The following is a 23,690-nucleotide window of genomic DNA, read 5'->3' as shown; positions in this document are numbered from 1 at the left end:
CCTTCTTTATCCTCAAGAATATATACTTCTAAACTATCCATTTAGAGATCACCGGTATCCTCTTTAACAAAATTATTACTAATGCACTAATAACAAAAAGAAGACTTGATATGCATGGAATTGATAATATGGGATTAAAGTCTGTAGTATCCAATATTTGAGTTTCTCTGAAGAAACTTAATACTACATCATGAAACAAATAGATGCCTAATGTCAGGTTCGACAAAAATTGTATTTTCATCCCGGCATGCAGAGATATTTCCTTCTTTAAATAATGCCCTTTGAAAAATACAAAAATCGCCATGGCCTCGAAAAAAGTAGTTAAAGACATATTTTGATGAAGAAGGCCTTCTAATGTTCCATCCTTCAACGCCACATATCCTGAAATAATTGAAGTCAACAATACACTAATCCCCGCAAGTATATAAAGTAACCTTCTTTTCTGTAAGTCTAAACCATAAGTATATAGCCAGTATCCAAGTATATAATAGCCTATTCCTTGAGATAATATCTCTAAAGGAAGTTTTTCAATTAGAGTATTTATCAGTTCAAAGTGTGGTATTATTTTGAATTCAAGAATAGTTTTTAAAATAACATTTATAAAAAAAATCAATACCGCATACTGTATCCCTCCCCCCCCCCGAATCATTGCGCGTAGTAAAGGAGTGAAAATATATATCCCTATCAACATGGGAAGATACCATAGATGATATCTACTGTATATTGTCAATTTTATCACACTTTTCAATATTGCTGTATCAATCCGTATCCCATACTCCCACCAAGTTATATAAAATGCATATATAACCGACCATACTATATAAACAATAACTAATTTGAGAATCTTTTTGTATAACTTTTTTCCGCCTAATTCAATTTGTGGATTCAACATAAAAGCTCCACTTATCATTATAAATATAGGGACTGCACTACTTGCAATACTATTCCAAAAATTCATGATTTGCCAATATGCTGTTTGAGGATCCAAAGCGTAGGTACGATATGCTGAAACATGAATAACAATTACCATAAAGCTTGCAAGCAAACGCAGCAACTCTATTGAAAAATCTTTTTTTGTATTATCTATCATTTTAATCTATATTACCTTCCCACTATAATCCGATAATATGTTTCTTCAAGTCCTCAATCAATTTTATAGTAAGCACTTCCCCCCTCTTCATTTGAATGTCCATAGGTTATGCCCATTACTTCAAATGGTGGTTTGAATCTACGCTCTATAGCTTTATACTAACATTAAAAACTTTCATCCACCGCCCAGCACTGATAACCTTCCAAAAAACATATCCGAATTCCTTCTTGTTAAGTAACTTTTCATCAAACCAACTTAACAAGACTTTCTTGTCAATGAATCCCTGCAAATAATCACAGGCGCTACTAATTTCATTTCTGAAAATTTCACTGTTTTCTCTTATCCAGACTTCTTCCGGTGACACAAATCCTAATTTATCATGTCTATTAACAATTTTGTCGGGTAAAATGCCCTGCATTGCTTTTCTTAAAATAAATTTAGTTTCAGAATTACAAATTTTATACTCGTCTGGAAGACTGAGTACTCTTTCAACAATTCTGTAATCCAAAAAAGGGACTCTTGATTCTATTGAGTGAGCCATTGAATTCCGGTCTTCATAATGTAGCAATACTGGCAAACTAGTATATTTTAATTGATTTAAAGAATGGTTTAAGATGCTTTGAGTACTATCGCCAAAGTCCTTTCCCACATATGGTTTCCGATCTTTTCCCTTGTAAATTTCATTTAACCATTCAGCATTCCGGTCTTGTTTTTGTTTTCTCAACTTGTTTTTTATACCTAGTGGCATAAAAGCGTATCCCAACGAATAAATCCAACTTACAAGCATATTTTTTCTTCTACTCTTAAACAAACGATTATAAGCATTCATCTCGCGAAATAAGGTTTTATATTTGTGTCTGCGTTTAAGACCCTCAAAGTTTGCCATAAGGAATCCGCCATATCCCGCTAATTGTTCATCTGCGCCCTGTCCGTCCAACATAACTTTAATCCCTTTGTCTTTTGCTTCTTTAAAAACATTCCATTGACAAAAAATGCTTGTAGATGTAAACGGCTCGTCTTGATGCCATGCGAGATCATCCAAAATTTCAAACAAGTCCTTATATTTAGGAAAGATTTTATGATTAATGGTCCCTGTCTTTTTGGTTACCTCATCAATATACTCTTGCTCATCGTATTTCTTGATATTAAAACAAGAGGAAACCGTTTCTTGTTTTGAAACAACATTTTTTTCCTTTAGTATAGAATTAGCAACACATGTAATAGAAGAACTATCTAATCCACCGGACAAACAAGATCCCACTTTAACGTCAGATCTTAACCTAAGCTTCACTGCATCAAAAAAATTCTTTAAAAACACTTTTTTTTCGCTATTAAATTCCTCCTGTACATTTTGAACCTTATCATCCAGATTATACCAACAACAAATCTCGAAAGATTTTTCTGCCAAAGAATATGTTAGCATTTCTCCACCCCTCAGCTGAAAAACATTTTCAAAGAGCGTCTCATTTGTATGGTCAAGTATGCCTTCTTTTAAAAAATCATATAACCTCTCATTATTTGCCACGGCCTCCCAATCTTCAAAAACAGTAAATTGCTTTATCTCTGAAGCAAATATAAAGCATTCATTTAATTGCATGTAATAGAATGGTTTTACACCGTATCGATCTCTTGAACAAAAGACAACTTTTTTGTTTTTATCCAAAATTGCAAAACTCCACATTCCATTGAAGTGGTTGAGACAATTATTTCCCCAATAATCATATGCTGCCATGATAACTTCCGTATCGCAATCAGATGTAAATGCATACCCTTGTTCTATAAGTTCATCTCTTAATTCTATATAGTTATATATTTCACCATTATACACGATTACATACTGATCCATATATTCCATTGGCTGCCGTCCGTTATCTGTCAAATCAACAATAGATAAGCGCCGATGGCCCAACGCTACATTATCATGAATATAGTGTCCTTCTCCATCCGGACCGCGATGTGCAATTATATCTGTCATTAATCTTATTTGATCTATCGATTGATCATTTTGTCCAATTATTCCTGCAATCCCACACATATCACTACCTCACAAATATACAAATCTTTGCTTTATTTAACATTTGAAATTTCTCATTCATATTCTTCTACGCACAACGAAAGATAACGTCCAAGCAATCAGGATCCATTGATATGCATACGCTAAGAAAGTACTTGGTGAAAACGAAGCAAAAACTAACACTGTATCCATTGCAATAATAACAGCATATTCTACGCACCTCTCTTGCAAATATAGTTTTATTAATTTAATATAGATATATATTAAATATCCTACATAAAGCGAGAAAATTATAATACCGTATTGTGAGAATATCTCAAGCCACAGACAATGAGGATTCGCAAGAACCGGAGCAATAGCATATTCACTAAAATAGCGCGAAAATCCATTAGGCCCAAATCCCAGTCCGTAAGTTTTTGTGAAGGTTTCTTTTATTCCTTCCAAATAAGTATTAATTCGTAGAAATAAAGATCCATAGCCTTCATTCATTCCTCCAACTTGCGCCGCCACTACAGTCTCCACTGTACCTGTTCCTTGTACGGCAACTTTAATTCCTTCCGGGATAGTTCTATAAGGGAGAAACAGTTCATAGCCCTTCATAATTAATGTATAAAAGGCTTTTACGCCCCATCGATATATCAGGTAAATTCCTGCCGCTTTAATTAATACGTTGCTAAGCTTTGCATGTGTCAATATTATATATACAATTAGACCTATTAGCAATGCAATAAATGTAATCCAAGCATCATTTCTTATGATTAGAAGAAATGCCGCGAGTAAAACAGCTGTGTTAAAAATATTTGAAATTTTCCGTATCTCATGCTTTAAAAATAGGGGGGCAAAAATAGCCAAAAAAGCGGCAAAATCATTTGGCCCATAAAAAATTCCTGTTGCATTATATGAAACAAATTTATCAATAGGTTCCAATGGGTGTAGTTGATTGTAATATTCGATTTGTTGTAAATCACAATACTGAGAAGTGTACAGATGCCAACCTGTTATCATTTCAATTAGTCCTAACAAAATCAACCCACAGTATATACTTTTTAAAGCATATATCATATATTGAAAACTTCTTGGATCCTGTAAACTCCTTACTATTAACCCTATAGAAACAAATCCTATAGCTAAAGTCATTAACTCTTTTAAATTTTCCTTATCACTGATTGTATTGTTTGCAATAATTTGAATGCATCCATAAATTATCCAAACTATTGCAATTAGCATTCCTATAACAAGCAATTTATTTTTTGCGATTGTAGACCAACGTCTATTAGCAAACCCTTCAACAATATAAAAGGCTAAAAAAAGTGGTACGAGCAATCTATAATAAGTCATAACTATTCCGAATAATTTAAAATCACCTATAGGAAATACTCCAATAATACTTACAACAATTATTGCCGCTCCAATGATGTAATCAACTTTATTATCTTTTTCAATTTTAATATTCATAAAACCTACTTTCTTATTAGCCTTACCAATAATTTTTTCATATCATTTATAGCGGTTTTATACATAATTAAAATCATAATTAAGCACACACTCCCGATCAATAGTTTGAATATAATTCCTTCATCCTGTATCAAGACAACTATTAAAAAGGTCACAAAAGTTGTAACTGCCAACTTCTTCACATGGTAATTACAAGGATAGACTTTTTGGGCAAATGTATATGAAAGAACAGCCATTACTGTGTATGCAATCGCCGTGGTATAGGCTGCTGCTATCGCTCCAAATTGCGGAATAAATATTAAATTCAGCAAAACATTTATGAGTGCTCCTACTCCCACGGAAATCGTCATATATATTGACTTCTTTTTAAAAGCGACACCATAACCTACAATTGTATTTATTGCATATATTAATTGAGCAAACAACATACAGGGGATTAAATTATATGCCCAATAGTATTGTTCATCCGCCATAAATGATATAATTTCTTTAGAGTAGAGAGAAATTATGAAAATGGCAATCACCAAAATAAAATAAAATCCGTCCAGAATCTTGACGTATTGTTGTTTGCTGTTTTCTTCATCTTTTGTGCTAAAAGCATACGTCGTATACGCCATATATACGCTGTTTGCTAAGACATTTACCATATTCGCAAATCTTGCTCCGATGCCGTATATGCCAACCTCCGCTTCTCCTTTAAAATAGAGTATTATATATCTGTCAGATGCTGATAATATCCATGCAGCAATCACCATCGGTATTAAAGGGATTGCATATTTTAACATTTTTTTTGCCAAACACTTATTAAAATACGTCTTTTTTATAGGCTCTCGTCCTAACCAAGCAAATAAGACCAACTGAATCCCTTGAATACATAACGTACTTAAAATTAAGGAGCGCTCGCCAAGTTGGAGGACACTAACAAAAAAAACATTTAAAAGCACCATACTCAAAGAGGCTGTTACATTTATTGCTGCAAAAACTCCCATTCTATTCTGTACACGGATCAATATGGAATAAGGTAAGTACCACAAATTTACTGCCATAGACACCATTGCAATTACAATTAGTGATTGGTACTTTAACGAGCCAAGCAGTACAATCGCAATCTTCCCACTAAAAAGAATTAATACGAATGGGATTAAACTCATTCCAAGTAAAATTAGTTCAACTGTATTAAAAACTTTTTTTTGATGTTCTATACTCTTTTCATCAAAAAAAAATGCACTAAACGCAGAATCCAGTCCCATAACAAGAATAGGAAAAATTAATCCAACTAAGGTAGTGATTGTATCCGAAACGCCTAATTGTGCCGGGCTCAAATATTTTGTATAAAGAGGCAGCAAAAAAAAATTAATTGCCTTTATACATATATTTGAAAGGGTCAAAATAGCGCTGCCTTTTACTAACTCTATAATTTTATTATTACTTCCCAAAGCACTTAAACCTTTCTCACAACTTGATTAAACGCTGCTTCCCCCGTTAGTCCATTTTCTTTTCCCTCATATATCGCCTTCAGCACTGCTGCATTGTTCCCACAATCATGATATTTACATGCATATTGCCGCCCCTGTTTTCCTAAATGATTGCGTAGTTCAGAATCTAAAATTAAAGACTCCAATACACCATACAATGAATCCGGCGTCGCACTAACAATCGGTAAATCTTTTGGCAATTTTTTTTTCATATCTTCAGATATATACGTGATCACTGGTTTACCCATGGCCATTGCTTCGATGGCAAAAACACCATAAGTCCCAACGGTAATTTGGTCAAAAATAATATCTGCTTTCATATACTCTTTAAAGGCTTCTTGTTGAGGCAGGTTACGTATTAGAATAAGGTTAATATTATGTTTTTGTGAAAGCTTCTCCATTGCTTCAAGAAACCACTTTGTCCCTTTGCCATTGCCCGATGGCGCATGAACAATATTAATTCTTTTTTCATTTGTATTCTCAGGATAGCAAGGTGTAATACTATTAACATCCAATCTGAGTGGAACTACACTTATAGCAGTTAATCCCTCTGCCTTTACATGCGAAACCAATTCATCATCATGTAAAACCACATGATCAGCATACTTCATTATATATTTTACTCTTTTACTACGTCTTTCTTTCAGCACTTTAGCATCTTGACTGCCCATATAAATTTCAAAGTCTACATATTTATAAAATTTCTTAATAAATTGTGGATTTCTCACATCATCGCCATGAAACTCACAAATGATTTTTTTCCTGAATAACTTCAGTACTGGCAAATCAATACCAAACGGCAATAAGCTGTGCCCAAAGTGAAAATGAAACACATCATACTTAAATAAAGAACTAATAAAATTACATCCTAATTTTATTACATACCAAGGATACTTCTTTTTATTTGCAAAATCAATGTTCAAACATTTATCAACAGGATAACCAAAAGGTGAAGGGTCCCAGAGAATCAAATCTGCTCTACATCCTTGTCTTCTAAGCCCTTTTACAGAGTAATAGGCTTGTCCTGCAACTTCTCGCATACCATGTAAAACTCTCATTGTATCCCCCACATTAAGCTTTTATTGATTTTTTTACGGCATCACAAATCTTTGTAATCTCATGTTTTTCCAAATAAGGATGCATTGGTAAACTGAATACTGTACTGCTCAGCCTTTCACATATTCTAAGATTATCGTTTTCCACTTTTATTTTCTTCGAATACGCAGTTGATTTATGCGCTGGCACTGAGTAATAAATCATAACCGGAATATCCTGTGATTTCAATGCTTTCACTATCGTATCACGTTGATCCTGATTTTCAGCCTTTACAGTATACTGCGCCCAGCTAGAATGATAACCATTTGGCACTATTGGTATTTCTAAGAGATCTTCTAACTGCTGCGAATATAAATCCGCCACCTCATTGCGGCGTTCAAGTTCCTCATCAAATATTTTCAACTTTGCCAATAAAATAACAGCCTGCATCGTATCTAGCCTGCTATTCAGGCCAATTCTAACGTTATCATATTTATCCACACCCTGTCCATGGATATGAATTGATCTTATTAAATCTGCCAGTTGATCATCATCAGTGAATATTGCACCGCCGTCTCCATAACAGCCTAACGGTTTAGCCGGGAAGAAAGATGTTGCAGCAATATTCCCAAAGCTCGCTGCTTTTTTCCCTTCAATATTTCCACCAAAACCCTGAGCCGCATCTTCTAGAACAAATAGATTATATTTATCCGCAACTTTACATATTTCTTTGTGGTCTGCCGGTAATCCAAATAAATCAACAGCAATTACACCACTTGGTTCCAAGTCTGTTGTTTGCTGTGTTGATAATATTTTTTTTTCTAAATCAACGGGATCCATATTGAATGTATCCCATTCTGAGTCAACAAAAACTGGGGTTCCTCCTGCTAATGTAATACTCTCTGCTGAAGCAAAAAATGTAAATGAAGGAACGAACACGGCATTTTTTCTTGTAAGATTTTTTGCCATTAACGGAATAGTCAATGCATCAGTACCACTAGCACAAGTAATAACATGCTTAACTTTTGTATATTCCTGTAATCTCGACTCTAATTCGCAGACTTCTTCACCCATTATGAAACGTTTGTGACGATATACTTGTTCCATGCTTTTTTGAACATCTTCTTTAATACGGTCGTACTGTTTGTGCAAATCTATAAATTGCATTATATCTTCTCCTGTTTATTTTAACTGCTTATCTGCAGTTTCTAAAATTTTAATCATTCGTATTGCTGCTTTAGCATCTGTTAAAGAATCTTGTTGTTTTATAATACATTGTCTGAAATGTTCTAAACTATTAAATAATGCATCGCCCTGCTCTAATCGAGGGATAATCGCATCACCTCCACGAGTTTTTATTACATAGTCTTCATATTCAACATTTTTATTCGTATCAAATCCTTTATCATAGATAATTAGCTTATTTAATACGTCTACATCATCATAAACAAGCATTTTTTTTGTTCCAGCAATAATAATTCGACGCTCTTTTATTGGGGACAACCAACTTGCAGTAATACTTGCCAAAAAATTTTCATATTTTAAATTTAGAAACGTTATGGATTCCTTTTCGGAATATATTTTTTCGCCCATTGCATTAATACTGATTGGCTCTGCTCCATCTGATAAAAAATCTACAATGGAGAGGTCATGTACGCTTAAATCCCACATTGCACTAACATCATTTTTAATTTGCCCTAAATTAATGCGGGAACAATCAAAATACAAAATATCTCCTAAATCGCCACTATCTATCACTTCCTTTATTTTCCTAATAATTGGATGGTACACCATTATATGATCTACATGTATCCTAAGTTTGTTTTGTTTTGCCAACTCATATAGCTCTATCGCATCCTTGACATTATCAGTAAACGGTTTTTCAACATATACATGCTTACCAGCCAGCAATGCTTCCCTGGCAAGACGGTAATGTGCACTTGTTTCTACTGCTAACGCAACAGCTTCTATGTTATTATTATGCAAAATCTTATCATAATCTTGCATATACTGAGTAGCTTCGCCATATAAGTCTTTCGCCAACTTTAGCCTCTCTACTTTTTTATCACAGATTGCAGAAAGTTTATAAGCTTTATTTTTATATAAGTTTCTAGCAACATTGGGTCCCCAATATCCATAACCTATCAATGCAATATTTATCATGCTACTCCTCCAATTTTAAAATTCTCCCATCATATCCAAGCTTGAAAATTCATTTAATGGCAGTTTGATCGGTTTTCCACTTTTTTGACTTTTATATATAGCAAGGACTACTTCCAAAGCATTTTTGCCAGCATAGGCGTCAACGTAAGGTTTTCTATCCTCCTTAATTGAAGCAATCATATCAGAGAATAAACTGGTATGACCATTTCCATAAACATTACTTGTAGCTTCCTCCAGTCCTTTATTTTTTTTGTCACTTGCGTTTTCATCTTCAAATTCCCATACATCAATATTATTGGTTGATGTTCCGCCTATTTTTACAGTGCCTTTTTCTCCAAAAATATACAAGGTTTCTTCAAGATTTTTTGGAAAAACGTTTGTGGTTCCTTCGATTGTCCCAATGGCACCATTTTTAAATTTTATTACTGCCATTCCAACATCTTCTGCTTCTAAATAGTTATGGAATTGCTGTCTCGTCACTCCATATATTTCTTCGATTTCATCACCCATCATCCATCTAAGCAAGTCAATACCATGAATGCACTGATTCATCAAGGCTCCACCATCCTGCGCCCAAGTCCCTCTCCAAGGCGCTTGCTGATAGTACTGAGGACCGCGATTCCATCTAACATGTACGGTTCCATGAGATAATTTACCAAAACGCTGAGCTTCTATTGCCTTGCGCAATTCTTGAACTGCCAGATTAAATCTGTTTTGATGACATGCGGAAACTTTCACACCCTTAGCTTCCGCTAATGCAATAATCTTATCTGCATCAGCAATACTCATTGCCATCGGCTTTTCAATAATTACATGAATCCCATGTTCAATACAGTACAGTGCAATTTCAGCATGGTTCCCGCTTTCTGTCGCAATGCTAACAAGTTCCGGTTCAGCTACAGCAATCATTTCTTTATAATCAATAAATTTACTCAAGTTAGTCAGATTATGCTTACCCGCCAAAAAGTCCATCTGCTCTTTTACGATATCACATAATGCTACAATATTCAATTCGTTATTAGCCGCCGCTTTTAAATGATTTGTCGCAATTCGACCACAACCAATTAATGCATATTTCATAATCAATTCTCCTCAATCGTTTCTTTTAGTTATTTATCTTTTAAGACAATCCCCTTTTTTTGAGATTCATATTCCTTGCCACAAACTTTACAGCGTAAATCACTTTGTAAGATCTCACCACACTGGCAAACCCATCCGATTTGGCGGGCAGGAACTCCTGCTACCAAAGCATATGCAGGTACATTTTTTGTCACAACAGCTCCTGCTGCTACCATAGCCCATGCCCCTACCTCGTGTCCGCATACGATTGTCGCATTGGCGCCAATTGATGCGCCTTGACGTAAAATTGTTTTTTGATAATTCTCGCTACCCTTCGGGTAACTTGCTCTGGGTGTAAGATCATTTGTAAAGACCATTGACGGTCCGCAGAAAACTTGAGATTCCAATTCAACACCCTGATAAATTGAAACATTATTCTGAACTCTACAACCATCTCCAATAATAACGTCATTGGCTACATTGACATTCTGCCCAAAGGAGCAATCTTCACCTATTTGTGCATTCGATTGAATATGGCAAAAATACCAAATCTTTGTTCCTTTTCCTATTTTAACTCCTTCATCAATGTAACTCGACTCATGTACAAAATACTCTGCCATATGATCCTCCTTTAATTACTTCCTTTATCTATAATTTAAGTATTTTTGCTGGAAATCCAAACACTGTAGTTTCATCTGAAATATTTTTTATTGCTATGGAGCCAACGCCAATCTTGCAATTTCTTCCTACACGTTTTCCATTCATAATATAGGAATTAGGCCCAAAATACGTGTCTTCTCCTATTACACTGCTCCCCCCTATCACCGCATTACCAACAATTGTACATCCTTCCTTTACAATTGCATTGTGTCCTATAAATACATTATCATCAATCATCACATTTCTTCCGATAATCGTAGGGTCAATCGTTCCGCTGTTAATTGTGCAACGCGCTCCTATTTCGACATTTTGATCAATTGTCACTCCTCCTACATGGGGCAATCGATATGCCTTCCCTGACGTATCACGTTCAAAACCAAATCCTTGACTACCTATAACACTATTCTCTCCAATAATAACATTATTTGCAAGTTCTACATTACTGCAAACTTTTGTGCCTGATCTAATGATACAATTATTTCCTATGATTGAATTGTTCTCAATAACACAAAATGGCTCTATCTCTACATTTTCACCAATAGTCACATTTTCACCAACCCGGCTATTATTTATCATTTTATACTTCGAATCGTTTTTTCGCTGTTTCTGTAAAATATGCGAGAAAATCTTAGCATATTGCAGTCTGGGGTTCTCTGTATAAATACATTCATTATTTTCAAGAATTTCTTTCGGAAGTTCCCATTTTTGTATAGGCAAAATAATTAAACTTTCCAAAACATTCAGCAACTTATTTTCAATTTTCTTGTTCAATTTTTGGACAAACATCAACGAGTAGGAATCGGGGTTCGTTATAGATGCGACATGTTTAATTATAAATTTATTTGCAATTTTGCTACATAGCCCTGTTTGTTCCAGATCTTTAATATTATATTGGAATTCAAACTTTTTCATAGCGAATTTTCCTCCTATTAAATCATATAGATTCTAAGTCTGTTTCCGTTTCTATTCCAGGCGTAATTATCTTCATATCATTAAAAGCTGCAACTTTTCTGGCCTTTAAAAAATTGTATACCTTATATTGTTTTGTTTCATTGCTTTCACTGTACCAGAATGGATGTGTCAAGATATGTAAATCCGCATACTTCCCGCTATTAATTATATCAAACACGTCCTCTCTCCAACGCATCTCACTATCTGAAACATATTTCCAATTCATAAAAAACTCTTTGCTATATGAATTGACAATGCCCGGAATTTCTAAATTCGATTCTAATGTGGCTTTCGATGGAATATGCATGGATACCGACCTCACTTTATAATCGCTGCCAATAATTTCTTCCATGAGCATAGCCTCTTTCTGAATTGCTGAACACATCGCTTCATTTCTATTAGTATCGAAAGCAAAATTGTATTGTGTTTCATCAAAATGCAACCCGATTTCATGGCCGTTATCTAATATTCGCTTAATTGATTCCAAAGAATCCCTACACAAGAAATTATAAAAGTCGGAGGTAAGTAGAATAAAGTAGGTTGAAGAAACATCCAGCTGCCTTTCAAAATCCGAAAAAATTGCTGCTTTTTCTAAAGAAAGATCTACATCATGCCGTAATATTGCTCTTTTACCCGCAGCATACTGGGAACACTGATAGTCTGTAATCTTGTAGCCCGATCGCTTTAATGAATCGATAATTGCCGCATATTCATCAAATGTAAAATCCATAAAAACCTTTCCTTCCTGCATTATTTTATAGAAAGCTGTTTTAAATCATCTGATACTTGTTTTGCTCTAGCTTCCCAGGAGTTATCTTTAGCACAACTAATGCAATTTTGCATTTTTTGAACCACCTCACCGTAGTTATCACATAAATGAACAAAAAGGCCGGACAAATCTTCTTCATTATAATTGACCGCCCAACCAACATCATTTTGTGTGACAAATTCCTGAGCTACTGTACCCTTTGTCGCTATAACAGGTACACCATAGCAAACATATTCAAAGAGCTTGACTGGCATTGCAAAATCTCGATAAATTTCATTCTTATAGTATAAACCAGCAATATCTGCATCTAAAAAATATTCCTCTAGCTCAGAACCACTTTTATGAATCACTTTTATACGATCGCATAGAAACTTTTCATATTGTGAATGATGCAGTTTCCAATCTTCCATTTTACAACATATAGTAAGATGAAGTCTTGGGTCACTCAAAACTACTGAACAGAATTGTGTAATATCGTGTAGTCCTGCAATACCACCAACGTAAAAAATATTTAGTTCATTAGTGCGCTCCTCCCTGTATCCGCTGACACGTAATTTACGTTCTCTGAGAAAATCTAAATCAAACGTTCCACCAGGCGGTAACACATGATAGTTTAATTCCTTATTAAGGTAAGTAGAAAAATCAAGGGATGGCACATAACAAATATCCAATAATTTCTTGTATTTTTCAAGATCATATTTGTATAGAGGAATGCTTAATAATCGTTTATGTGCAGCAACTGTTTTTTTATATACTGGGAACTTCCAGTATATATCCCGATAAAACAATCCAATTTTAATTCCGTTGTTTTTACAATACAGGAAAAATTGAAAGTCTAGCAAAGGATATCGCGGAATATGGTTTTTTTCAGTTAATAAGGTTGGCATAGTGCTGCTTTCTGAATACAAGAAATCAAACTTCTCTCCCTTTCTTATTTCTTTTTTTATATTTTGGATTGCTTTTTTTCTTTCTTTTCCATTTCCCATCACAACAGAAACATCATACCCAATGTCTCTAAATGCCTGAAGCATTTTAAGGGGACGAATACCTGACCCGGATTTTGGTTGATCACTAATTGTCATAGGGACATGGAAAATGCACCGCATATTATCCAATAGAGTCACCTCATACTTTTCTACTAAAAAAATCCTCGATAGCTATTACAATCTTTTTTGCAGAGTTACCATCACCAAATGGTTCTTCACATCCTGCCAATGACTGTTCTAAGGCTAATTTTTCAAGTATATCATTTTCTTTGGCGTTTGCTAATTGATTTCGATTGTTTATCATCGTTTCAGGCCATATCACTTGATTAAAAACTGTTATGCATTGCTTTTTTGCAAAAAAAGCTTCTCTTTGCAAGCCTCCTGAATCTGTAATTACTTTTTTACAATGAAGTAACAAATAAATACTTGTCATGTAACTAACTGGTTCACATAGATATATATTATTAAAGCCATATTCCTTTTTCAGTGTTGTAACAGCCTCTTTATTCCTGGGATGCACTGGATAAATACATATACTATCCAGGCTATCAGCAGCTTTGAGGATTTCCAATAAAGCTTCCTTATTATCTGTATTTTCTGGTCTGTGGCATGTCAAGTAATAATACTTGTCAGGTATGGTAATTGCTTTCTCTTCAATTCCAGTTAAAGTTCTTGATATATTATTCAAAGAGTTACTATAGTAATTAAATGCATCATACATAGGATCTCCAATTAAAGCAATTTGCGCTTTAATTCCTTCTTTCTCCAAGAATCCAACCCCTGATTTTGTACAGCATAAAAGTAAATTTGAAACGTGATCAGTAACAATTCTGTTGACTTCTTCCGGATTATGAAGAGTTCCTAGTCTAACTCCAGCTTCTATATGACAAACTGGAATATGAAGTTTTACTGCAGCCAACGCACCTGCAAGTGTAGAATTTGTATCTCCATATACAATAACTAAGTGTGGTTTTTCTTGGAGTAAAACTTCTTCAATTTTTATAAGCATTTCTCCTGTCATTTTTCCGTGATTTCCACCGTTAACCCCCAAATTATAATGAGGCCTTGGAATCTTTAGTTCTTCAAAAAAAACTTCTGACATATTATAGTCATAATGTTGCCCAGTATGAACTATTACCTCTTCATACTTTTTACGGATCTCCCTGGAAACCACTGCTGCTTTAATAAATTGTGGTCTTGCTCCTAGAATTGTAATAATCTTCACCGTCTATAATACCTCGATATTCTTTCTTTGTTTTATATTTTTCATTGCATTTTTTGTGTCAAAAATGGCTTTTGCATTTTTTTGCACCATATTATAATCAACCACAGAATGCGCAGTTGTGATTATTATCAAATCATACTCTGCTAGAATCTGATTATCAATGCTTTTTAGGCCCTTATGCATCCTTTCTCCTTTTTTATATGCACTTATAAAGGGATCGTAAAAATCCACCGCTGCTCCGTTTTCTTCTAACAACTTTATCACATCAATGGCTGGACTCTCTCTATAATCATCTATATCTTGTTTATACGCAATACCCAAAACTAGTATACGGGCGCCTTTTAATGATTTTTCAAAGTTATTTAAAATTCTGCTGGCTCGCTGGACGCAATATTCTGGCATTTTATCATTAATCATCATCGAACTCTCTATCATAGATGTATGAAATCCATACTCTCTTGCCTTCCAAGAAAGATAGTATGGATCAAGTGGTATACAGTGTCCTCCTAAACCAGGGCCCGGATAAAATGGTTGAAACCCATAGGGCTTTGTACTTGCCGCCTCTACGACCTCCCAGTAATTAATATTTAACTTGTCGCAGAGCATTGCCATTTCATTGGCCAACCCAATATTAATATTTCGATATGTGTTCTCCAGGATTTTTTCCATTTCAGCTACTGCTGGTGAAGATGCTTCAAAAACATCTCCATCTAATACGGCTCTGTACATCGCCGCAATTACTTCTGTAGCCTCTGCTCCAACGCCACCAACTACCTTTGGCGTATTTTTTGTCTTATATATTAAGTTTCCCGGATCCACTCTTTCTGGTGAAAAGCCTAAGTAAAAATCCTTTCCACAGGTCAGTCCCGAGACTTCCTCTAATATAGGTTTTAATAATTCTTCCGTAGTTCCAGGATATGTTGTAGATTCCAAAACAACAATAGTCTCTGGATTTAAAAACTCCCCAATTTTTTGGGCAGATGATTTGACATAGCTAATATCCGGTTGTTGGTGCGAATCTAAAGGCGTTGGAACACAAATCGCCACAAAATCCACTTCACTAACAAAACTAAAATCAGTTGTAGCCTTCAATCGTTTTTCCTTAACTAAACTAGCAAGCTCCTTATCTACCACATCTCCAATATAGTTCTTTCCCGCATTTACCATCTCGACCTTTTCTGTTTGTATGTCAAAACCAATAGTCTCAAAACCTGCTTTAGCTTTTTCGACCGCAAGAGGCAATCCAACATAACCTAAACCAACAACACCAACTTTAATCTTTCTTTTTTTAATTTTATTTAAAAGTTTACTTTTCAATTTTTTCACCCTTTCAATGCATTAGATGCAATCGTATCCATCAAAACTTTTTCTAACCGTTCTGTTAATACAAGAAAATCATACATTTTAGCTGTTTGTTTAGCATTGTCACAAATTCTTTCATATTGTTTTTTTTCCATGTTGATAAAACTTAAGATAGCATTGCTATACTCATGTTCATTTTTAAAGTTTTCAGCAATACCGCAATGGAATTTTTCAATTGGATCGTATCCCGTTTTAATGTTTGCTAGGATGGGCGTTCCGCTAGCCAAATACTCAAACAGTTTATTCTGACTGCCGCCGTATTTCCATAAACCGCCACTCTGATAGTTAAGTATGTTTAAATCACTTTTAGACAATATATACGGGATAAACTCCTTGCCTACTTTACCTCTAAAAGAAACGTTTTGAATTTTATGATTCCTGCAATATTCCTTCAGTTCTTCCGTCTGTTCTCCATCGCCATAAATCAAAAGTGTCACATTGATATCCTTTAAGTATCCCATGCTTTTTATGAGAAACCCAACACCATTTGCTGGCCTAATAGCGCCTGCATAAACCACCTTAAACTGACCTTTATTTTCCAGAGCATCCTCTTTAATTTGATGAACAGATAAATTATGATAAAACTGGTCTAAATCAACTCCATTGTTTATATAATATATCTTATCCATATCTATACTATCAGCCCAATGCTTTTCTATTATATAATCCTTTCCACCCTCTATCGTGAATATTAAACTATCCGCCCTTTTATAAATCCATTTTTCCAATACATATAAACACTTTACTGCTATATTTCGGTCTGTATATTTTGTATATGCCACAATACTTTCAGGCCATAAGTCCCTTACTTCACAAACACATGGACATTTAAATCTATGTGCTATCTTTATACCAGCAACAAGAGTTAGTGGATGTACAGACGAAGCCAGGATAATGTCCGGCTTGTTTTCTTTCTTTTGATAATACTCAAGAGTTTTTTTTACATTTATATAATAATCTATCATATTCCGCACTCGTAAATATCCATTGCCATTATATTTTCGAGTCTTCACGAATACATAGCGAACACCGTCTTTACCTTCTTTTTCCAAAGATAATTTTCCTGATAATTCTATTGTCTCCTCGCTATTATGAATAGTGCTTGCGCAAAAAATTTTAACTTTATGTCCCTTTTGAATTAAATATTTTCCAAAGCTTTGATGCCGCCCTAAGCCATCAAAATACATGGCTGTTGCATAATGGTTTAAAATCCAAATATTCAATTATCATACCTCCACTATTCTCTGGAATTCCTTGGCTATTCATAAATCATTATTTATAAATAGCCCGCGCATTCAGTCATTATAACAGATATCCAGCATCCGCTTTTACAAGTTCATTAAATTCCTATTTGCAAAACCTCTTTTAAAGTGGCCCCTTTCCCATGTCCCGGATATACCTGTAACTGTGTATCTAATTCGTTAAAATATTTTAATGTAATATGCTCGTAATCTCTTTTATTCCCACCAGGCAACCTTGTTATTACAGGAATACCATTAAGCAGCGAATCTCCAGTAAATAAAACTTTATCATCCACAATAATACAGCTGCTGCCTTCAGAATGCCCTGGCGTTGCTTTCATTTTGATTTTATGTTTATTCCATAAAAACTGCCATTCATCTTTAAACGTAAAGTCTGCTTCACATGTCATAGGCCTTACTTGATTAGCCAAAGCTTTTATGTCCTGTGCTTTATCTATAAATAACACATTAAAGTATTTTGATCCATTTCTGATGGGTGATGTTAAGTTTCGCGCACATGCTTCCGAACAAATCACTTCACTGCCATACATTTTTTTAACCCAGTTGACTCCTGAAATATGATCATAATGCTCATGTGTTAATAATACTTTTTGTATGCGTATATCTGGAAAATCCTCAAGAATTTGTCCTGTTTCAAAGGGGTCTATTACAATCGCCTCGTTGCCTTCAAGAAGCAGATACATTTTCGAATCTATTAAGTCATAACTATAAGTCTCGATCTTCATCATTTTTACTCAAGCCTTTGTATATATATGGTTATAAAAATCCTCAAATCTTGCATTTCTCCGCTTATGATATCTAATTGCACGATTATTAAATAAGTCCACATAGGTATACATATAATGAATTCCCTCTGTCTTTATAATGTTGCGTAACTTCATTTCAAGCGCACACAATTTTTTATAATCGCTATAATTTATAACGCTGAACATAAACAATTTCTTACCTATAATATCAAAAGAAATCAAGGTAGTAATTATTCCATTCTCTCGGTGCAAAAGGATTTTATTATTTAGGATATAGTACTCCAAAAGTTCCTGCTTTGATGGTATATGATCTACATGTAAATCAAACGTTCGCTTTAACAAGTTAAAAATTTCGCTTTCCTCCCCCGGTTCAGCGAATCTTCCTATGTTATCATCTCTGCAAGTATAAAGATCCCGGAGGTTTTCATCCTTCATAACAGTTTCTTCATCCATGTTTATATCCGGAAAAGAAATCCGCTGTAATAATCCGGATTTTTGAAAGCCACTATTGCATATAAAATCATCATCAATTGTTTTTTCTTTGGAAAATATATCTATAGAAACATCAGCAAATGTCTCTCGCAAATGCGTGATTAGTTCATCTTTATTATTTGAACAGAATATCAGTTTATCGACGCAGCCTTCTTTTTTTAAAAAAGCCACAGTGTTTTCAGTATAAATGGCCCTATAACTTTTCTTGCTATCTTCCCCCATGAGTGGCAAGAAATTCGTGTAAACCGTTCCTTTATTGCGAATCGTCTTTATTTTTTCAAATATTTGTTTGTATTCAAAATTGTCCATAGATCATACCCTTCATATACACCTTATAAGTTTGATTCTATCATCTGACAAAAACGCAGTTCTCCCAGCTCCATAGTCATTGCACCCCAGGCAAGTCCTGATCCAAAAGCAGATAACACACAGTCAAATTTATCCGACACAAGCTCTTGATTCAAGTTATCCGCTATCACAAGTGGTATTGATACGCCGCTAGGGTTTCCATATTTAGTCACCAAATCGGAAAAAAGTTTTTGTTCTGGGACTTGCAGCTTTTCTCTTAATTTTTGGAGCATAAAGCGATTTGGCTGATGAAAAAGGAAATAGTCCATTTCTTGTAACTTTTTATCAGAAAATTCCATTAACTCATGGATGCATGGCGGCACTTCCTCTTGCACAAAATTAAAGACACTTGTACCATCCATATGCATATGATCCATCGCACGAAAGTTCCCGTCACCTAAATCCTTCAGCTCGGCAGTTTCTATTGAATTTGGCCTGCGAAAACCTCCTGCCGGAATGTGAAGTGCATTTCTTCTTGTCCCGTCCATTTTCATAATACAATGAACGTCCTTTGCGCCAGACGAATTTTCAATTATCGATATAGCAGCTCCATCTCCAATCAGTGGATAATCATTTCTATCTTTAGATGATACTTTTTTGCTCAACACATCAACATTACAAAGTAAAACCTTTTTATCCCCTAAGTGTTCCAATAGCATGAACGCTTGTATCAATCCCATCAGAAAACCACAACATCCTTGAGGAATATCCATACATAAAACATCCTCATCAAATCCGCATTCACCCTGGACAATGTTACTGATTTGCGGCAGAAAATAATCTGGAGACAGCGTTACTACTATGATTGCTCCTATTTCATCTTTGGAAATCATCTGATTGCTTAATAGATACTCAACTCCGTATTTGCAAAAATCCGAAGCAAAGCTGGTTTCCTTTGAGAGCCTGTGTGATTCATATCCCATAATTTTTTTTAAACGCATTGTCTGCTTTGGCGGGAAAGTATAGTTGTCTACTTCGTCATCAAAGTAGGAAATAGTCTCCGGCAGTATCCCTAGTATACCGGATATCCGTTTGTTTCTAAATATTGTTTTCAATTGATCCTCCGCTCTTCTGTATCAAATCTTTAATTGAATCAAAAGAATAAAAGTTTTCAGGAACTATATCCAGCCCATCAATTGAAACCTTATAGGTTTCTTCAATCATTGCGATTAAAGTAACAATATCAAAAGAATCTAAAAATCCATCCTCTATAAAATTCTCACTGGTTTCAAAGTCAAATTCCGGTCTTATTTCTTTTAAAATATTTTTAATTTTATCCATCTTCCTTGTCCTTTCAATTCTAATCTGTAACATCAATGGTCCTTCCACCATCTATAACAAACTGTTGACCTGTAACCCATTCAGCCCTATCGGATAGTAACAACCTTACCATCCCAGTCAGTTGCTCAGGAGTTCCGATACCCATAGGATAGTTTTGCTGCATCCTCTCCTGCATTGCAGCATCTTCAAAAATCTTTTCTGTCATTTTTGTTCTCATGGCTCCAGGCAGAATAGAATTTACTCTAACCTGCGGCGCTAATTCAACTGCCAAATTTCTCATTAATCCATCTAAGGCCGCTTTTGAAGACCCATAAACGCCAAATGTCTTAGCCCCTCTATTACTGATATTGCTGGAAATAAAAACTGCACTATTCAATGCTTTTTTATTTATTTTTCTCGAAGTCAATACTTTAACAATCAACGCTGCAGAAAAAACATTTACTGCAAAGGTTTTTTCAAAGGTTTCTGCATTAAACATTTTGCAGGGCATCATTTTCATATCTCCCGCGCAATGAACAAATTTACTAATTGAAAGTTCTTGTATCCTAATTAAGTCTGTCAGATTTTTTTCCAGATTTTCCAGATTGCTTAAATCCTGTTCCCAATAAAGGGTTTCACTTTTACACTCTTCTGCTGTTTGTTCTAGTGCTTTTTTGTTTCTTCCAGCTAAAACTAAATTATAATCTTGTGCCAACTCTTTCGCCAATACTCTACCAACGCCAGAAGATGCACCTGTAATTAATACATAGGGCTTCATTTGATTCCTCCTATATTACTGGGCTGTATAGCCGCCATCAATATTCAGTACAGCTCCGGTCATCCATTTTGATGCATTTGATAAAAGGAAGGCTATTCCCATTGCAATATCCTGAGCTTCACCCCACCCTAGGGGGTGCAGCGACTCAATGACTTCGCTATACGATTTATCAAACTTAAGCTCTACGTCTTCTGCCATATTCGTTTTAATAAACCCTGGCGCAACACAATTAACCCGTATATTCTTTGAGGCCAGCTCTATCCCCAACGATTTTGTTATTCCAATAATTGCAGCCTTACTTGCAGTATAGGCTAAATTACATGCCGAGCCAACGACTCCGTATACAGAAGATATTAAAACAATTGACCCTCCGCTAGCTGCACATACCTTTTTGCTCACAAAATTTCTGACCAGCTCAATTGCAGCAAATGTATTAATTTCCATCACTTTCTTATAGTTGTCACTATTTAACATTCGTAAAGGTACTACCGATGGCACTCCTGCACAATGAACAAGTCCGTCAAACTTTCCCATTAGCTTTGCTTCACTTTTTAAAGTATCTGCAATAGCCTCGTTATCTTGCAAATCAATTACTTCGCCACGTGATGAATCTGAACAGGATGATAAAGTTTGTTTCATACCCATTTCATCTATGTCCACTAGCAAAACATTTCCACCCAGTTTAGAAATCTCTATTGCAGCAGCCTTCCCTATTCCGGAGGCCCCGCCAGTAACAATAATATTTTTGTTTTCCAAAGACATCGGATTGTACATTATTTATTTACCTCTTCGCTCAGCTTTTGCCGATCTATTTTTCCATTGGTATTCCTTGGTAAGATATCCTTTCTAATATAGACCGTAGGTATCATATATTTGGGAAACAAGGATATCAATGCTTTTCTAAATTCACCCGGAGAAATATCTTCTGGCGATTCATAGAATAAGGTAATCTCTTTTGCCTGTTTATTATACACGACACAACAATATTCAACAATGTTCAATTTATTAATAATGGCATGTTCTATCTCACCCAATTCGATCCGATAACCCATATGCTTAATTAGACTATCCTTTCGCCCTTTAAAAGCAATTTCTCCAAATTGATTAATATAGACAATGTCACCTGTTCTGTATATGAGCTCTGGATATGATTTGTTCAGCGGGTTTTGAGTAAATGCCATGGCGGTCTTTTCTGGGTTATTGTAGTAGCCCATTGCCAGTGATGTTCCTCTTACACATAGTTCTCCCTCTTCTCCCGGCTCACACAATTGATTTTTCTCATTCAAAATGAGGATATCTGTATTTTTACATGGATATCCGATTGGTAATGGCTCACTGTCTTCGAACTCTCGCTCTACAATATAATAGGTGCAGTCTAATGTTATTTCAATGGGCCCATATAAATTAGCAAATTTAACGTTAGGCAGTGATTTTCTCCAGTAGTTAAATTGCTTAGTTGGAAAAACTTCGCCAGCGAACCAAACTAATCTTAAATCCTCTAAATAAATCTTTGTGAGCAAATCCATATTAGCTATGTTCACCATAATGGAAGGCACCCAAAAAATAAAGTTAACCGAATATTCTTTCATTTGTTCCAGAAGCTTTGCAGGGAACATGGCTAAATTACTATTTAAAATAACAATCGTTGCACCGTTGCCAGCCATAAGCCACAGCTCATAAACAAAAATATCAAAAACGCTCGGCGAAAGGCTTCCCATTACAATCTTTTCGTCCAGACTAAAGGTTTCGACGGACCAATCCAGAAAATCAAAAAAGCTTTTATGGTTTAAAACGACTCCCTTCGGAATACCTGTGGAGCCTGATGTATTTATAATACATGATGGATCAGTGTCGATCTGCAAACCACGTCGCTGAATTAGTTCTTCCTCATTTAACGAAAATTCATTACGGTCTAATATATCATCGATAATTAAGCACTTACAATCCAATTCCATACCCTGAATTATTTGAGATAGTTTGTTTTCTAATTTCCTATCTGTGAGAATCAGCTTTATTTCAGTATGTTGCAATATTGCCAAAATCCTATCGTTCGGGGTTTTTGTGTCCAGATTCATAAAAAAATTACTGCTGTATGAAATCCCCAGGTCCGCAGCCACTGTATTTTTTGACTTTTCTAAATAAACGGCAATTGGCACATTTCTTTGCAAGCCAACGTTAGCGATTATTTCATTTGCAATACGCTTTGCCTGAGCTGACAGTTCTACAAAAGAGATGAAGTGGTCTCCATCTATAACTGCTGTCTTGTCTGGATATTTTTGTGTTGTACGTTCAAAATAATCAATAATGCTCGTATACATTTCTTCTCCCAACTACTGTGCATATTCAATGATATCTTTTACAGTTTCAAACTTTGCAACATCGTCACCAGTTGCTTTTTTACCGAATTCTTCATCTAAAAAAATAACAACAGACAATTTTGATACAGAATCCCATTCTTCCAATTCTGCAAGTTTTGTCGATAATTCTAACGATCCTTCTTCTACGTCAAGAATTTCTTCCAACTCTTCAATCATTTCTTTCGTGTTCATAGCTTATACTC

At 35.0% G+C, this 23,690-nt stretch carries 23 protein-coding genes; all 23 read right to left on the bottom strand.

Annotated features, from left to right (window positions below; all coding sequences use genetic code 11):
- Positions 1-28 precede the first annotated feature (28 nt).
- On the bottom strand, positions 29-1,090 hold the full coding sequence (locus LG211_RS00855) for an acyltransferase (RefSeq protein WP_269476859.1): 1,062 nt from the start codon (positions 1,088-1,090) through the stop codon (positions 29-31).
- A 145-nt stretch (positions 1,091-1,235) separates the two neighbouring features.
- Positions 1,236-3,125: an asparagine synthase (glutamine-hydrolyzing) gene (gene asnB, locus LG211_RS00850; protein ID WP_269476858.1), complete on the bottom strand. Its 1,890-nt coding sequence runs from the start codon at positions 3,123-3,125 to the stop codon at positions 1,236-1,238.
- Positions 3,126-3,182: 57 nt separating this feature from the next.
- Positions 3,183-4,559 (bottom strand): hypothetical protein, encoded by a 1,377-nt coding sequence (locus LG211_RS00845; RefSeq protein WP_269476857.1) that lies wholly within the window; start codon positions 4,557-4,559, stop codon positions 3,183-3,185.
- 5 nt (positions 4,560-4,564) lie between these two features.
- The gene (locus LG211_RS00840; protein ID WP_269476856.1) at positions 4,565-5,995 is read right to left on the bottom strand and encodes a lipopolysaccharide biosynthesis protein; all 1,431 of its coding nucleotides are present in this window, start codon (positions 5,993-5,995) and stop codon (positions 4,565-4,567) included.
- A gap of 5 nt (positions 5,996-6,000) precedes the next feature.
- Positions 6,001-7,092 carry a glycosyltransferase gene (locus LG211_RS00835; RefSeq protein ID WP_269476855.1) on the bottom strand — a complete coding sequence of 364 codons (1,092 nt, stop codon included), beginning with the start codon at positions 7,090-7,092 and terminating at the stop codon, positions 6,001-6,003.
- 13 nt (positions 7,093-7,105) lie between these two features.
- On the bottom strand, positions 7,106-8,236 hold the full coding sequence (locus LG211_RS00830) for a DegT/DnrJ/EryC1/StrS family aminotransferase (protein WP_269476854.1): 1,131 nt from the start codon (positions 8,234-8,236) through the stop codon (positions 7,106-7,108).
- A gap of 15 nt (positions 8,237-8,251) precedes the next feature.
- Complete coding sequence (locus LG211_RS00825) at positions 8,252-9,232, bottom strand: Gfo/Idh/MocA family protein (RefSeq protein ID WP_269476853.1); 981 nt, start codon at positions 9,230-9,232, stop codon at positions 8,252-8,254.
- 15 nt (positions 9,233-9,247) lie between these two features.
- Positions 9,248-10,312, bottom strand: coding sequence for a Gfo/Idh/MocA family protein (locus LG211_RS00820; protein ID WP_269476852.1), 1,065 nt, complete (start codon positions 10,310-10,312; stop codon positions 9,248-9,250).
- A gap of 29 nt (positions 10,313-10,341) precedes the next feature.
- A complete protein-coding gene (locus LG211_RS00815) occupies positions 10,342-10,911 on the bottom strand; it encodes an acyltransferase (protein ID WP_269476851.1) in 570 nt (189 codons plus the stop codon).
- Between the two features lie 28 nt (positions 10,912-10,939).
- The gene (locus LG211_RS00810) at positions 10,940-11,863 is read right to left on the bottom strand and encodes a DapH/DapD/GlmU-related protein (RefSeq protein WP_269476850.1); all 924 of its coding nucleotides are present in this window, start codon (positions 11,861-11,863) and stop codon (positions 10,940-10,942) included.
- Positions 11,864-11,885: 22 nt separating this feature from the next.
- Positions 11,886-12,632 (bottom strand): polysaccharide deacetylase family protein, encoded by a 747-nt coding sequence (locus LG211_RS00805; RefSeq protein WP_269476849.1) that lies wholly within the window; start codon positions 12,630-12,632, stop codon positions 11,886-11,888.
- Between the two features lie 20 nt (positions 12,633-12,652).
- Positions 12,653-13,777: a glycosyltransferase gene (locus tag LG211_RS00800; RefSeq protein WP_269476962.1), complete on the bottom strand. Its 1,125-nt coding sequence runs from the start codon at positions 13,775-13,777 to the stop codon at positions 12,653-12,655.
- Between the two features lie 19 nt (positions 13,778-13,796).
- Entirely contained in the window at positions 13,797-14,882 is a 1,086-nt protein-coding gene (wecB, locus tag LG211_RS00795) for a non-hydrolyzing UDP-N-acetylglucosamine 2-epimerase (protein WP_269476848.1), read from the bottom strand.
- Positions 14,883-14,885: 3 nt separating this feature from the next.
- Positions 14,886-16,208, bottom strand: a complete 1,323-nt coding sequence (locus LG211_RS00790) for a nucleotide sugar dehydrogenase (protein WP_336246012.1) — start codon at positions 16,206-16,208, stop codon at positions 14,886-14,888.
- Positions 16,205-17,467 (bottom strand): glycosyltransferase family 4 protein, encoded by a 1,263-nt coding sequence (locus tag LG211_RS00785; protein WP_269476846.1) that lies wholly within the window; start codon positions 17,465-17,467, stop codon positions 16,205-16,207. Before LG211_RS00785 ends, LG211_RS00790 begins: the two co-directional genes overlap by 4 nt.
- 116 nt (positions 17,468-17,583) lie before the next feature.
- Complete coding sequence (locus LG211_RS00780; protein WP_269476845.1) at positions 17,584-18,234, bottom strand: MBL fold metallo-hydrolase; 651 nt, start codon at positions 18,232-18,234, stop codon at positions 17,584-17,586.
- A gap of 6 nt (positions 18,235-18,240) precedes the next feature.
- The gene (locus tag LG211_RS00775; protein ID WP_269476844.1) at positions 18,241-19,053 is read right to left on the bottom strand and encodes a hypothetical protein; all 813 of its coding nucleotides are present in this window, start codon (positions 19,051-19,053) and stop codon (positions 18,241-18,243) included.
- A gap of 23 nt (positions 19,054-19,076) precedes the next feature.
- On the bottom strand, positions 19,077-20,147 hold the full coding sequence (locus tag LG211_RS00770) for a 3-oxoacyl-[acyl-carrier-protein] synthase III C-terminal domain-containing protein (protein WP_269476843.1): 1,071 nt from the start codon (positions 20,145-20,147) through the stop codon (positions 19,077-19,079).
- Positions 20,131-20,406, bottom strand: a complete 276-nt coding sequence (locus LG211_RS00765; protein WP_269476842.1) for an acyl carrier protein — start codon at positions 20,404-20,406, stop codon at positions 20,131-20,133. Before LG211_RS00765 ends, LG211_RS00770 begins: the two co-directional genes overlap by 17 nt.
- Positions 20,393-21,130 (bottom strand): SDR family NAD(P)-dependent oxidoreductase, encoded by a 738-nt coding sequence (locus LG211_RS00760; RefSeq protein ID WP_269476841.1) that lies wholly within the window; start codon positions 21,128-21,130, stop codon positions 20,393-20,395. The genes LG211_RS00765 and LG211_RS00760 overlap by 14 nt, the downstream gene beginning before the upstream one ends.
- Positions 21,131-21,145: 15 nt before the next feature.
- Entirely contained in the window at positions 21,146-21,904 is a 759-nt protein-coding gene (locus tag LG211_RS00755) for an SDR family NAD(P)-dependent oxidoreductase (protein WP_269476840.1), read from the bottom strand.
- The gene (locus LG211_RS00750; protein WP_269476839.1) at positions 21,904-23,448 is read right to left on the bottom strand and encodes an amino acid adenylation domain-containing protein; all 1,545 of its coding nucleotides are present in this window, start codon (positions 23,446-23,448) and stop codon (positions 21,904-21,906) included. Before LG211_RS00750 ends, LG211_RS00755 begins: the two co-directional genes overlap by 1 nt.
- Positions 23,449-23,460: 12 nt before the next feature.
- Entirely contained in the window at positions 23,461-23,679 is a 219-nt protein-coding gene (locus tag LG211_RS00745) for a phosphopantetheine-binding protein (RefSeq protein ID WP_269476838.1), read from the bottom strand.
- Positions 23,680-23,690: the final 11 nt, after the last annotated feature.

Source organism: Hominibacterium faecale, assembly GCF_020734085.1.
Lineage (GTDB): Bacteria > Bacillota > Clostridia > Peptostreptococcales > Anaerovoracaceae > Hominibacterium > Hominibacterium faecale.
This window is presented reverse-complemented; position numbering and strand designations above follow the sequence as displayed.

Coding starts and splice junctions, on each gene's coding strand:
- LG211_RS00755 (WP_269476840.1), bottom strand. CDS start 21,904: ATGTACAATCCGATGTCTTTGGAAAACAAAAATATTATTGTTACTGGC.
- LG211_RS00765 (WP_269476842.1), bottom strand. CDS start 20,406: ATGTTACAGATTAGAATTGAAAGGACAAGGAAGATGGATAAAATTAAA.
- LG211_RS00825 (WP_269476853.1), bottom strand. CDS start 9,232: ATGATAAATATTGCATTGATAGGTTATGGATATTGGGGACCCAATGTT.
- LG211_RS00820 (WP_269476852.1), bottom strand. CDS start 10,312: ATGAAATATGCATTAATTGGTTGTGGTCGAATTGCGACAAATCATTTA.
- LG211_RS00855 (WP_269476859.1), bottom strand. CDS start 1,090: ATGATAGATAATACAAAAAAAGATTTTTCAATAGAGTTGCTGCGTTTG.
- LG211_RS00800 (WP_269476962.1), bottom strand. CDS start 13,777: ATGCGGTGCATTTTCCATGTCCCTATGACAATTAGTGATCAACCAAAA.
- asnB (WP_269476858.1), bottom strand. CDS start 3,125: ATGTGTGGGATTGCAGGAATAATTGGACAAAATGATCAATCGATAGAT.
- LG211_RS00835 (WP_269476855.1), bottom strand. CDS start 7,092: ATGAGAGTTTTACATGGTATGCGAGAAGTTGCAGGACAAGCCTATTAC.
- LG211_RS00845 (WP_269476857.1), bottom strand. CDS start 4,559: ATGAATATTAAAATTGAAAAAGATAATAAAGTTGATTACATCATTGGA.
- LG211_RS00805 (WP_269476849.1), bottom strand. CDS start 12,632: ATGGATTTTACATTTGATGAATATGCGGCAATTATCGATTCATTAAAG.
- LG211_RS00750 (WP_269476839.1), bottom strand. CDS start 23,448: ATGTATACGAGCATTATTGATTATTTTGAACGTACAACACAAAAATAT.
- LG211_RS00830 (WP_269476854.1), bottom strand. CDS start 8,236: ATGCAATTTATAGATTTGCACAAACAGTACGACCGTATTAAAGAAGAT.
- LG211_RS00745 (WP_269476838.1), bottom strand. CDS start 23,679: ATGAACACGAAAGAAATGATTGAAGAGTTGGAAGAAATTCTTGACGTA.
- LG211_RS00815 (WP_269476851.1), bottom strand. CDS start 10,911: ATGGCAGAGTATTTTGTACATGAGTCGAGTTACATTGATGAAGGAGTT.
- LG211_RS00775 (WP_269476844.1), bottom strand. CDS start 19,053: ATGGACAATTTTGAATACAAACAAATATTTGAAAAAATAAAGACGATT.
- LG211_RS00760 (WP_269476841.1), bottom strand. CDS start 21,130: ATGAAGCCCTATGTATTAATTACAGGTGCATCTTCTGGCGTTGGTAGA.
- LG211_RS00810 (WP_269476850.1), bottom strand. CDS start 11,863: ATGAAAAAGTTTGAATTCCAATATAATATTAAAGATCTGGAACAAACA.
- LG211_RS00780 (WP_269476845.1), bottom strand. CDS start 18,234: ATGATGAAGATCGAGACTTATAGTTATGACTTAATAGATTCGAAAATG.